This window comes from Burkholderia sp. Leaf177 (assembly GCF_001424345.1).
Taxonomy (GTDB): Bacteria; Pseudomonadota; Gammaproteobacteria; order Burkholderiales; family Burkholderiaceae; genus Caballeronia.
On the sequence record NZ_LMPF01000001.1, the window covers coordinates 228,877 to 241,098 of the forward strand.

Here is a 12,222-nt window from a genome sequence, read left to right on the forward strand (position 1 = left end):
GGTTCCAGATTGAAGAATCCCCTGCGGGTTGATGACCGGCAGGGGATTTTTTTATCGCGCTAAACCTTTTCCACTTCGCGCAACCCGATGTTCTGCGGCTTGCGAAACGCCGAGGCGATCTTGTCGCATTCGGACTTGGGAACATCGAACGCTTCGAAATAGGTTCGCCACTCACGCACCACGCCGGACAGGTGCTGGATGATTTCCGCTGCGGCATGTTTCCGAAGGCCAAACCGGCCCGCAGCGGAAAGCGCATTATCGAGCGTCGCCAGGCGGCCCATTGCCGGACCAACGCCCAGCACCAGGAATCGTTCGGTACCGACCTGCGGTTTTGGAACAACATCGTAAAGGTCGCTCAAGCGCCATCCCTTGTTCGCTCCGTCCCATACAAACGCATGATTACGAAGATGATCGTCGTCGTTCGTCACGAGGATGTTGAACACCATGCGTTTGAACAACTCGACCTTGTCGGACGCGACAAAGCCACGTGCGCCACGCTCGCTCAGCGTGTCCGCGAGATCCGTGTAGGTGGCGGAGGCGGTATCGCTTTCATGCATCTTGAGCATGGTGAGCGCGCTGACAACGTGCCGTCTGCCGAAGCCTCCCTCTGCCAACTGCACGCGATCGAACCGCTCGATCAACATTACATCGCGTCCGTCGGGAAGGTGAATGCGCTTGGTGGCCGGCACCCTCATGCCGCATTGACGGGCTAGCTCCAGCGTCGCGCGCTCCACCAGCGGCACGTTGAAACCGTCCCGCGCCACCGGGAATTTCGCGACCCACTGGCGGTTATCGTCGAGCAGGACGGCCTTCGGCCGCGCACCGCCAAACGTTGCGCCCACGCTGAAAAGCAATTGCAGTTTTTTCGGAACCGGCTTGCCCTCCTGAATCATCGCAGCGGCATCGAGCAAATAGGACAGTGCGTTTGCGTCCGGCAATTTTCCGGGCTCCGCGGGCGCGGTCGGCGAATCTCTGAAATCGAGCGCGCCTGTGCGGTGCGGACCGGCATGCGCTAGATAGTCAGTCTCGGGCAGACCGTCTGGCGCAGCCCGCAGCATATTTTCGATAACGCGCCGTCCCCAGGAGTCCGGCGCTGCGTCGCGAATCGCGCCGAATATCGCCAGTCCGGCTGGCGGTTGAAACACCACTTCCTTCGTTTTTTTTGCTTCGTCCAAAGGCATGCTGACGGGGTCTACCGGAGTGGTGTTTGCGCGTTGCAAATACTTGTTTCCGTATACAAAGGTCGACGCGATCGGCCTGATTCCTTCCTCAAGGAGTTCAAGCTTGCCGGCAGGCACGGCTTCCGCCATCCCTTCCAACGTAATGAAGACGTATTTGCTCCATGTCGAGGTGTTAAAAATCATAATCGTCCGTCTTCGCTGCGCTCTTGCGTGGGCGCACACGGGCCTCGATCTGACGCCGTGCTTCGCCTATCCGGTCGTTTTGGGGATTGGCGAGGGGTTCGAGTGTTCCAAGCAGGCCTGCCCGGTCGAATGCTTGCAGCCACGACGCGAAACTCACGGAAACGTCGCCGCTTTCGATGCGTGCCAAGGTGCTAGGGCTCATGTTGGCCCGCTCGGAGAAGTCTTGGCGCGTCATGTTGCGTGCGATGCGCGCGGCGGCAACCGCCCGGCCAAACGAGGTTGCCCGTTGATCCAATTCCGCAGAAATAAAGTCTTTGTTGTTTCGCTTCATTTTGTCTTATCTGACACATAAACCCGCTCAACTAGTCAGTATAGACAATTATCGCCACGTATCGATTTTTCAGAGCAAAAAAATAGTCATATCTGACAAATTAAACCACTTAGTTGGTCAGATATGACTATTCTCAGGCGCTCGCGCTCGACTCTGGAGCGGCGCGACACGGAATCTGCCTAGCTTGGTGGGATCTGCCTCAAACAATACGCCGCCACCGCATCCAGCACCGCGTCATCTTCCCCGACCGCGACCGCGCACTTGATTTCAACCGATGGAAACATTTCGCGGCATCGGTCCAGCAATTCTGGAAGATCGCGCCGGATATGGCCGCCCTGGCCAAAAAACACGGGAACAACCGTAACGACGACACACCCGTCCGCCCCGAGCTTTTCAATCGCCGTGGGTAAATCCGGCGTCATCAGTTCAAGGAACGCGAGCGAGACCGGATCGCTGCGCTGGGCGCGCAGTTTTACAGCGAGTCGTTCGAAAGGCTCGGCCCAACGCGGATCGCGCGCGCCGTGCCCAAACAGAATCATGCCGTGCTTGCTCATTGCGTGCTCCACAGAGGACGAACCGAACGCCTAGTGCCGATCGACCCAGCGCAGGCCGATCAATCCGACTATCAGATAAGCCAGCGCCGGCGCCGCAGCCGTCACGGGCGCGGGCCACGTATTCAACGTTCCGATGTGAGAAAACAGCGTGTTGATCAGCTGGAAACTCATCCCGATCATGATCCCGCCGAACACCTTCACGCCGACCACGCCGGCGCGCGTATGCAGGTATGCAAACGGCAGCGACAACACCAGCATCACCAGCACGGCGAGCGGATACAGAATCTTGCGCCAAAACGCGATCTGATAACGCTGCGAGTCCTGATGGTTCTCCGTCAAATGCTGGATGTAGCGGAACAGGTTGAACATCGACATCCGGTCCGGCGAAACCAGCAGCACCGACAAGATTTGCGGCGTCAATTCCGAGCGCAAGGAATACTCGGGCAAGGTAGTCTGCTGCGCCCGATAAACAGGGTTCAGCGCGTCGCCGGGATTGACCTTTTGCGGCGGTGCATCGACGAGTTGCGTGTCCGTCACGCCCGTCAGCTTCCAATGGCCCGGCGGCTGATATACGCCGCTTTTGGCAATGCGCACGTTGGTCAGGCGCAACAAGGAATCGAACTCGTAAATGCGTACGTCGGCAATGGTCGTATCCGGATTCAGCGTGCCCACGTTCACGAAACGCGTAACTTGCTCGCCGTCGGCGCGCGCGGTCAGCGTGTCCTTCACCCAGACGCCGGATTCGAAGTTCATCGATACCGACGACCCCAGCGCCTCCAGCCGCACCTTCTCCGAGAGCTGGTCGGAGTAGGGACCGACGACTTCGCCAATGACGTAGGTGAGCAGGACCATCGGAATGCCGATCTTCAGCAGTGAGCGCAGCGCCTTGCCGGTCGACAATCCCGATACACGGAAAATGGTGAACTCGGACGCCGCGGCCATTTGCGCGAACACATAAATGGCGCTGATCAACGCGGCGACGGGAATGATTTCGTAGAAGCGCGACGGCGTTTGCAGCGCCACGCGCAGCACGGCCAGACCGAATTTATAGTTGCCGTGCCCGACCGTGTTCAACTCGTTGATCAGATCGAAGAAGAAGAACAGGCCGGAGAATGCAAACAGAATAAAAACGAACGCGAGATAAATCTGACGCGCGAAGTACCGTTCGTAAATGCGCATGCGTCAGGCCCCTTTCGAACGCGTCAGGTTCGACAGCCGGAATAGCGGCCGGTTGCGAATGCGCATCCAGAAGATGAATGCCACGAGCACCGAAACCAGTATGTGCAGCCCGACCAGCCCGACGCCGAACGACACGCGCCCCTGTTCAATCCACGACTGCACCACATTCAGCAGATTCGAATAAGTCAAATAGATCAGCACGGCCATGACGAGGTTGATGGTGCGGCTGCGGCGCGGATTCTGGTACGAAAGCGGAATGGCCAGCAGCATGAGATTGAGCGCAATCAGCGGCAGCCCCGCGCGCCACGCAATTTCAGCGAGATTCGTGCGGCTCGGATCGGCCAGCAATTCGTTCGTGTACATGCCTGTAGTCGACGGCGTATTCACGAACTGCTGGCTCTGGATCTTGACGCCGTATCGCTCGAATTCCATGATCCGGAAATTCGGCTGGCCGGGAATGCCGTCGTATCGGCGGCCATTTTCAAGCACCACGAAACGGTCGCCGTTCGCGTGCGTTTCGGTATGACCATTCTTCGATACCACCACGTTCACCTTGCCGCCTTCCGTGCTGGTCACGAAGACGTTTTGCACGTGCCCCTGATCCGGCGACATCTTTTCGATGAAAAACACGCGGTGACTCGTCTGCGATTCGCGGAACTGGCCGGGCGCGAGCAGCGACACTTCATCGCGTTGCTGGAAACGCGCCTTGATAAGCTTGCTCTGCTGGTTCGACCACGGCCAGCCGATGAACGCAAAGAAAATGATAAGGATGATGATTGGCGTGGAAAACACGGCGACGGGCTTGATCAGCGCAGTCTGGCTCACGCCGGAAGCGAGCCACACGACCATCTCCGAATCGCGATACCAGCGCGTCAGCACGAAAAGAATGGAGACGAACAGCGTAACGATCAGCATCACGGCGAGATAGCCGATCACGGTAAGCCCGATCAGCACGACGACATCGCGCGGATCGACCTGGCCTGACGCCGCGAAGCCGACAATGCGGATCATCATGGTGGTCAGCATGATGGTCAGCAGCACCATGAAGACGGCGCCGGCGGTGTACGCGAGTTCACGCTGAAGAGAGCGTTGGAAGATCATTGATTGATAGCTTGAAGCCGGCGGCGACGGACGGTTGGACGATGTGCGGGCCCATCTTGGCGGTCGCATCTGGCCGCCATGCGATGACAAACGTACGAACTGGACGAAGTCATGAGGGCAGACATTCGATCCGGGCATCGCTACCTGTGACCGCCTCGGAAAAAATAGCGGATAATTGCGGCTTTTAGCCTTCAGCCAAGATTTTATCCGAGGATAAGCGCGATGGACTTTAGCATAAAAGCCTGTGATTGGAGCAAAGGCTCGGCAAATGGTTTCCTTAACGGAAAAGCCGATGTAGTAGTGCTCGGCGTGTTCGAAGCGCAGACGTTGACGGGCGCAGCCCGCGAGATCGATTTGGCGACCAAGGGTCTGCTCACGCGCACCGTGAAAGCCGGCGACATGAGCGGCAAGGCGGGTTCCACGCTGATGCTGACCGAAGTGACGGGCCTGGGCGCATCGCGTATCTTGCTGGTCGGACTCGGCAAGCAGGACGGTTTCAACCAGAAGGCTTATACGGAAGCTGCACGCGCCACATGGCGTGCGCTGCTGGCCACGAAAATCGCGAATGTCGCGTTCACGCTGGCCCAGTTGCCCGTGCCCGAGCGCACCGGCGACTGGGGCGTGCGCGCGGCGATTCTCGCGCTGCGCGAGCAGACCTACAAGTTCACGCAGATGAAAAGCAAGCCGGAAAACGGCGATCGCGCGTTGAAAAAGGTCGTGTTCAGCATTGACGTAACCGACGAGAAAGCCGCGAAGCTCGCGGCCAAACACGCCACGGCGATCGCCAACGGCATGGACCTGACGCGCGATCTCGGCAACTTGCCGCCGAATGTCTGCACGCCCACGTATCTCGGCCAGACCGCGAAAAAACTCGGTAAGGAATTCAAGCTGAAGGTCGAAGTGCTCGGCCAGAAGCAGATCGAAGCGCTCGGCATGGGTTCGTTCCTCTCGGTGGCGAAGGGCTCGGTCGAACCGCCTGCGTTCATCGTCATGCATCATCAGGGCGCGAGCGCCAAGGCAGCGCCGGTCGTGCTCGTGGGCAAGGGCATCACGTTCGATACCGGCGGCATCTCCATCAAGCCAGGCGACAGCATGGACGAGATGAAGTACGACATGCTCGGCGCCGGTTCCGTGTTCGGCACAATGCGCGCCATCGCGGAAATGGGGTTGAAGCTCAACGTGATCGGCGTGGTTCCGACCTGCGAAAACATGCCGGCCGGCAACGCAGTGAAGCCGGGTGACATTGTCACGTCCATGTCCGGCACGACCATCGAGGTGCTCAATACCGACGCCGAAGGCCGCCTGATCCTCTGCGACGCATTGACCTACGTGGAGCGCTTCAAGCCGGCCGCCGTGATCGATATCGCCACGCTGACCGGCGCGTGCGTGGTTGCGCTCGGCCATCACAACACGGGCTTGTTCTCGAAGGACGACGCGCTTGCTGGCGAATTGCTGGATGCATCGAAGGAAGCAATCGATCCGACCTGGCGCATGCCGCTCGACGACGAATATCAGGATCTGCTCAAGTCGAATTTCGCCGATGTCGCGAACATCGGCGGACGCCCGGGCGGCGCGATTACGGCCGCATGTTTCCTGTCGCGTTTCGCGCAGAACTACCCGTGGGCTCACCTCGATATCGCGGGCACGGCGTGGAAAAGCGGCGCGGCGAAGGGCGCGACCGGCCGGCCGGTGCCCTTGCTCACGCAATTCCTCGTGGATCGCGCGGGGCAATGAGTTTGCCTGTAGTTGTAGAAGCAGAGCTCAGACCGGAGGCGCGGGCATGACGCGTATCGACTTTCATTCGAATGTGGGTGACTCGATCGCGTACGCCTGCCGCCTCGCGCGCAAGGCGTACATGAGCGGCCAGCCGTTGATCGTGCTGGCCGAACCCGAGCGGCTCAAACGTTTCGACGAAGAGTTATGGACGTTCAAGCCGCTCGAGTTCGTGCCGCATTGCATGGCGGACAGCGCGCTGGCAGCGGAAACGCCGGTGTTGCTGGCCGCGTCGCTCGATGCGGCGCTCGACAACCAACGGCATCAGATTCTGCTGAATCTGGCCGCTGTCGTGCCGCCGCAGTTCGCGCGCTTCGAACGCTTGCTGGAAGTGGTCGGCAATGACGAGCACGAACTCGTGGCGGGACGGGAGCGCTACCGGTTCTATCGCGATCGCGGGTATGTGCTCAACAATTACAAACAGGGCGCCGGGGCGTGAAACCCCGGGGTGGCGCGCGGCGGCCTGACGGGTATCGTGGGGTATGATCCCCGAAAACGCCGGCCGCTATCCCCAAGACGTGCCTGCTATCAAGACGGAGTCCACTCGTGCCCATCACCACCGCGCCCGACACGGCTGATTCACCCGATAACTTCGATTCCTCCATTCCTGTTCTCACCGATGTCATCGTGCCGGGACGCACCGAGCGCGCCCGCGTGGCGCCGCGTGCGCCCGAACCGGTGTTGTCGCCTGCTGTCACTACGGCTGGCGACGATGTGCACGACACCGACCGCGACGCCGATCACATCGCGGAAAGGCTGCGCGGACGTTTCACGCACTTCCTCACGGGCGATGGCCGCGCGTTGATTGAAGAGCGATGCCGCGAATCGTTGCAGGAACATTCAACGTGGCTCGTCAGCCAGATCACGCGTGAAGTCGCGCTGGCGCTCGAAACCGAGCTGACGGAGTGGGTGCGGGAAGCGGTTGCGGACGAACTGGAACGGCGCGGCCGTCCATAGTCCCGGGTTTTACTTCAACGAAAGAATCCATTCCGCCAACGCGCGCGCCTGTTCGGGCGTGACCTGCGTGTTGGCGGGCATCGGCACGATCCCCCAGTTGCCTACGCCGCCTTCCGCGATTTTGTGCGCCACGATCTCGCGAGCATTCGGGGCATCGGCGTATCGGGCGGCGACGTGATTGAACGACGGCCCCATGAAATCCCGCGATATCGAATGGCAACTCATGCAGTTGCTGCCCTGAGCGAGCGTGAGACGCGGATCGGGGGTTTGCGTTTGTTGCGCTTGTTGCACCCCTTGCGCATGGACAGTCGCATTTGCTGCGCCGCAAACGAGCATCGCTGCAATCCCCGACTTGCTCAATCGAATACCGAACGCCATGTGGTCTCCGCTGGTTTTAACTTCGCCGTTTGCGCCACAGTATAAAAGACAAGGGCGCACGATCTGCATCGTGCGCCCCGTGGACGTTCGGCTGCGAACCAACGATCAGCCCGTCACAGCGCCCTTGTTTGCCGGCTGTGCCAACGCGGCGTATTTCGCCAGCACGCCGCGCGTGTATCGCGGCGCAGGTTTTTTCCACTCGCTGCGGCGGCGTTCGATTTCCGTGTCGTCCACGTTGAGTTGGAGCAACAGCTTGTGCGCATCGATGGTGATCGAATCGCCTTCCTTGACCAGCGCAATCGTGCCGCCCACGAACGCTTCCGGCGCGACGTGGCCAACGACCATGCCCCACGTGCCGCCGGAGAACCGGCCGTCGGTGATGAGACCGACGGATTCACCCAGTCCCTGGCCGACGATCGCCGAGGTCGGTGCCAGCATTTCCGGCATGCCCGGACCACCTTGCGGCCCGAGATAACGCAACACGACGATATCGCCGGCCTTGATCTGCCCCGCGACGATCGCGGTCATCGCGGTTTGCTCGTCCTCGAACACGCGCGCCGGGCCGGTGATCACCGGGTTCTTCAGGCCGGTGATCTTTGCGACCGCGCCGTCCGTCGCCAGATTGCCCTTCAGGATCGCGAGATGGCCTTCGTCGTAAAGCGCTTTGTCGATGGGGAAAATCACGTCCTGGTCAGCGCGCGGTTTCGACGGAATGTCCTTCAGTTCTTCCGCGATGGTCTTGCCCGTGATCGTGATGCAATCGCCGTGGAGCATACCGGCGTCGAGCAAGATCTTGAGCACTTGCGGGATGCCGCCGGCCTTGTGCAGGTCGGTCGCCACGTATTGACCAGAAGGCTTGAGGTTGCAGATCACCGGCACTTTTTTGCGCATGCGCTCGAAATCGTCGATGCTCCATTCCACTTCCGCCGCGTGCGCGATCGCGAGGTAATGCAGCACGGCGTTGGTCGAGCCGCCCGTTGCCATGATCAGCGCGACGGCGTTTTCTATCGACTTCTTGGTGATGATGTCGCGCGGCTTGAGATCGACTTTCACGGCTTCGACGAGCACGCGCGCCGATTCCGCGGCCGAGGTGACTTTCTCCTCGTCGGGGTTCGCCATCGTCGATGAATACATCAGCGACATACCCAGCGCCTCGAACGACGAACTCATGGTGTTCGCCGTGTACATGCCGCCGCACGAACCGCTCGACGGGCACGCGTTTTTCTCGATGCCGTCGAAATCTTCCTTCGACATGCGTCCCGCCGAAAATTCGCCTACGGCCTCGAACGACGAGACGATGGTCAGGTCCTTGCCCTTCCAGTTGCCCGGGCGAATCGTGCCGCCATACACGTAGATGCCCGGCACGTTCATGCGCGCGAGGCCGATCATGCCGCCCGGCATATTCTTGTCGCAGCCGCCGATCACGACCACGCCGTCCATCCACTGGCCTTGCACCGCCGTTTCGATGCAATCCGCGATCACCTCGCGCGAAACCAGCGAATATTTCATGCCTTCGGTGCCCATCGACATACCGTCGGAAATCGTCGGCGTGCCGAAAGTCTGCGGGTTTGCGTCGGATTTACGGATCGATTCCACGGCGGCATCGGCCAGCTTTTGCAGGCCCGAATTACACGGCGTGATGGTGGAATGACCGTTCGCGATGCCGATCATCGGCTTGTCGAAGTCTTCTTCCTTATAGCCGAGGGCGTAATACATCGAGCGGTTCGGGGAACGCGCGACGCCTTGCGTGATGTTTTTCGAGCGGCGATTGAAGGCCATGTGGGGCTCCTAAGAATATTCTTGTCTAATCGCAGAAGCATGGAGCCTCCGCGAACGCGTGTCCAATATATTATTCAGGGTCTATAAGGTCGTGGAAGGTATCAGTGGAAACGCGGAACATCGAACTTAGATTGTTGCGATATTTTGTGACGGTTGCCGAGGAAATGCATTTCGGGCGGGCAGCGGGGCGACTCGCGATGACGCAGCCGCCGTTGTCGCAGGCCATCCGGTCGCTCGAGGAGATGCTCGGCGTGGCGCTGTTCGTGCGGACCAAGCGCTCGGTCGAGCTGACGCCCGTGGGCAAGGATTTGCTGCCTGAGGTGCGCCGGCTGCTGGCAAGCGCTGATTCCTTGAGGCCGCTTGCCCAGTCGCTTGCGCGAGGCGAGGCGGGGGTTTTATCGCTGGCATTCGTTTCAACCGCCGACTACGGCCTTTTGCCCTTGTTGCTGCGCGATTTCGGCGCGCGTTATCCCGGCGTGCGGCTGCAACTCGTGGAGGCGACCAGCGACGTGCAAGTGGAAGAACTGGTGGCCGGGCGCATCGATGCCGGTCTGGTCATTCCGCCGCTGCCGCCACGTCACGCGGTGGCGTTATCGTATTTGCCGATCGCGCGGGAGCCGCTCGTCATCGCGATGTCGAGCGACGCCGCCGCCGAATTGGGCCACGGTGCCGACGAATGGTCGGATACGCCGGTCAGCCTCCATCAACTCGTCGATGCCCCGCTCGTGATCTTTCCGCGGCGTCTCGCGCCGGATTTCTATGACATGATCATGGGTTGCTACGGCGCTGCCGGCCTGACGCCACGCATCGGGCAGGAGGCCATTCAGATGCAGACCATCGTCAGCCTGGTCTCGGCTGGAATGGGTGTCGCGCTCGTGCCGCAATCGCTGCGTCATCTGCGAAGGACCGGAGTGGTGTATCGTCCGTTGCTCGAATCGGGGCCGGTCGTCGAGACCGGGCTCGTGTGGCGCGCGGCGGAGGTCAGCCCGGTGCTCGCCGGTTTTATCGATATAGTGCGCGCTCATGCGGCCACCGTGCCCGCGCTGCCGTGACCCCTACACGTTAATAGAAACATGCTCATTCACCCGAATTTCGATCCCATTGCCATTCATCTCGGCCCGCTCGCCGTGCGCTGGTATGGCCTGATGTACTTGCTGGCGTTCATTCAATGCATTGTGATCGGACGGATCAGGTTGCGTCTGCCTTACGTGTCGGCGCAAGGCTGGACCACGAAAGATATCGACGACATCCTGTTCTACGGCGTGCTCGGAACAATTCTGGGCGGCCGGCTGGGTTATGTGGTGTTCTACAAGTCGAGTTTTTATCTTGCCCATCCGCTCGATATCTTCAAGGTGTGGGAGGGCGGCATGTCCTTTCACGGCGGCATGCTAGGCGTTATCACGGCAATGATCCTGTTCGCGTGGCAGCGCAAGCGAACGTGGCTGCAGGTTACCGATTTTGTAGCGCCAATGGTTCCGCTCGGTCTGGCTGCAGGACGCTTCGGCAACTTCATCAATGGTGAGTTGTGGGGCCGCGTGACGAACCCGAACGCGCCCTGGGCCATGCTGTTCCAGAACGCTTCTCCTGACGACGCCATCTGGCTGCAAAAGCATCCGGATCTCGACGCGCAATGGCATCTGCGCGAAATTTTCGATCGATACCAAATGCTGCCGCGCCATCCTTCGCAGTTGTACGAGATTGCGCTGGAGGGTTTTGCGTTGTTCATCGTGATGTGGCTGATGTCGCGCAAGCAGCGGCCAGTCGGCGCAATTTCCGCGGTGTTCCTGATCGGGTACGGCATCGCGCGATTCACGGTGGAATTCGCTCGCGAGCCGGACGATTATCTCGGGCTGCTGGCCGCGAATCTTTCGATGGGACAATGGCTTTCGTTGCCGATGATCATCGTGGGAATCGGCATGCTGGTCTGGTCGTACAAGCGGGGACGCATGGTGCCTTCGGACCCGGCGAAAATTTCCTGAGCTACGAATCAGCGTGTGCAAAACGAAAAAGCCTCGCTTCGAAGTCAGTTCGAAGCGAGGCTTTTTCACGCCGAAGAGTGGCTAAGCTTATCGATTCATCTGCACCGATCCCGACACATTCACCGTCACGGTCGACGTACCCGCTTCCAGCGCCATGGGTGCGGCCATTTTCGCGTCCGCGTTCATGCTTCGGGCGGCCATCATCATGACCGGTCGCGGCGATGACCCGTTGTGCCCGATATTCACTTCGCGAATCGCATACCCGCTATAGCCGAATGCCTGCGATGAAGCCTGCGCCTGCTGCTTGAACGACGCAATCGCGCGCGTCGAGAGCTTCTGCTCCGCTTCGCGCTGCGCCTCGGGCGACAGCGAGAACGTCACGCTGCCCACCTGCATGGAATCGCTCATCTTCCCCGCAAGTTTGGTCGCGGCCGTGAAATCCTTCGATTCCAGCACGACTTCCGTGCGGCCGCGCCACGCGGAAATGCGGCCATCGCGATCGGTCGACGGATACACCGTGAACGCGCCGCTGTGCGCCGTCACGTTATCGACACCTTTCGCCATGCGCAGCGCGGCATCGGCACGCTGATTCAGCACGCTCGTAAGCGATGCCGCGTCCTTCGCTTCCTGCTCGTAGAAGAGCGTGATGTCGACGACATCCTGAGGCACTTCTTCGCTCGCTTGCGCGGCCAACGACAGCACGCCGGACGGCTGCGCCTGCATGACCGTGCTTTGCGCCGATGCGTTTTGCGCCATGACAGCGCCTGCAAGCAGGGCGATAGCCGCGAGTGTCGAAGTGGTATTTTTCTTTGTCATCGTTTAACTCC

General features: G+C 60.2%; 13 protein-coding genes. 5 read left to right on the top strand and 8 right to left on the bottom strand.

Annotation, left to right across the window (positions count from 1 at the left end):
- Positions 1–59 precede the first annotated feature (59 nt).
- The 5 genes from ASG35_RS01025 to lptF form a co-directional block, all read right to left on the bottom strand.
- Positions 60–1,181, bottom strand: coding sequence for a type II toxin-antitoxin system HipA family toxin (locus tag ASG35_RS01025; protein ID WP_235527416.1), 1,122 nt, complete (start codon positions 1,179–1,181; stop codon positions 60–62).
- A gap of 172 nt (positions 1,182–1,353) precedes the next feature.
- Entirely contained in the window at positions 1,354–1,695 is a 342-nt protein-coding gene (locus tag ASG35_RS01030) for a helix-turn-helix domain-containing protein (protein ID WP_056351752.1), read from the bottom strand.
- Positions 1,696–1,874: 179 nt separating this feature from the next.
- On the bottom strand, positions 1,875–2,249 hold the full coding sequence (locus tag ASG35_RS01035; protein ID WP_056351755.1) for a sirohydrochlorin chelatase: 375 nt from the start codon (positions 2,247–2,249) through the stop codon (positions 1,875–1,877).
- Between the two features lie 30 nt (positions 2,250–2,279).
- Complete coding sequence (gene lptG / locus ASG35_RS01040; RefSeq protein WP_056351757.1) at positions 2,280–3,428, bottom strand: LPS export ABC transporter permease LptG; 1,149 nt, start codon at positions 3,426–3,428, stop codon at positions 2,280–2,282.
- Positions 3,429–3,431: 3 nt separating this feature from the next.
- Entirely contained in the window at positions 3,432–4,529 is a 1,098-nt protein-coding gene (gene lptF, locus ASG35_RS01045; RefSeq protein WP_056351760.1) for an LPS export ABC transporter permease LptF, read from the bottom strand.
- Between the two features lie 222 nt (positions 4,530–4,751).
- Here lptF and ASG35_RS01050 point away from each other — a divergent pair, with 222 nt between their 5' ends.
- The 3 genes from ASG35_RS01050 to ASG35_RS32030 all read left to right on the top strand — a co-directional run bounded on the left by ASG35_RS01050 (position 4,752) and on the right by ASG35_RS32030 (position 7,259).
- Positions 4,752–6,263, top strand: a complete 1,512-nt coding sequence (locus ASG35_RS01050; protein WP_056351763.1) for a leucyl aminopeptidase — start codon at positions 4,752–4,754, stop codon at positions 6,261–6,263.
- A 46-nt stretch (positions 6,264–6,309) separates the two neighbouring features.
- Positions 6,310–6,741, top strand: coding sequence for a DNA polymerase III subunit chi (locus ASG35_RS01055; protein WP_056351766.1), 432 nt, complete (start codon positions 6,310–6,312; stop codon positions 6,739–6,741).
- 107 nt (positions 6,742–6,848) lie between these two features.
- Positions 6,849–7,259 (top strand): DUF2486 family protein, encoded by a 411-nt coding sequence (locus ASG35_RS32030; protein WP_442854791.1) that lies wholly within the window; start codon positions 6,849–6,851, stop codon positions 7,257–7,259.
- Positions 7,260–7,268: 9 nt separating this feature from the next.
- Here the strand turns inward: ASG35_RS32030 and ASG35_RS01065 are convergent, their stop codons facing one another.
- Together ASG35_RS01065 and ilvD are read right to left on the bottom strand one after the other, a co-directional pair.
- A complete protein-coding gene (locus ASG35_RS01065; RefSeq protein WP_082508174.1) occupies positions 7,269–7,637 on the bottom strand; it encodes a c-type cytochrome in 369 nt (122 codons plus the stop codon).
- Between the two features lie 105 nt (positions 7,638–7,742).
- Positions 7,743–9,416, bottom strand: a complete 1,674-nt coding sequence (gene ilvD, locus ASG35_RS01070) for a dihydroxy-acid dehydratase (RefSeq protein WP_056351768.1) — start codon at positions 9,414–9,416, stop codon at positions 7,743–7,745.
- Positions 9,417–9,520: 104 nt separating this feature from the next.
- Here ilvD and ASG35_RS01075 point away from each other — a divergent pair, with 104 nt between their 5' ends.
- Together ASG35_RS01075 and lgt are read left to right on the top strand one after the other, a co-directional pair.
- Entirely contained in the window at positions 9,521–10,468 is a 948-nt protein-coding gene (locus ASG35_RS01075; protein WP_082508175.1) for a LysR family transcriptional regulator, read from the top strand.
- 21 nt (positions 10,469–10,489) lie between these two features.
- A complete protein-coding gene (lgt, locus tag ASG35_RS01080; protein ID WP_056351771.1) occupies positions 10,490–11,395 on the top strand; it encodes a prolipoprotein diacylglyceryl transferase in 906 nt (301 codons plus the stop codon).
- A gap of 87 nt (positions 11,396–11,482) precedes the next feature.
- On the opposite strand, the gene ASG35_RS01085 is transcribed toward lgt, so the two are convergent.
- On the bottom strand, positions 11,483–12,211 hold the full coding sequence (locus tag ASG35_RS01085) for an SIMPL domain-containing protein (protein ID WP_056351775.1): 729 nt from the start codon (positions 12,209–12,211) through the stop codon (positions 11,483–11,485).
- Positions 12,212–12,222: the final 11 nt, after the last annotated feature.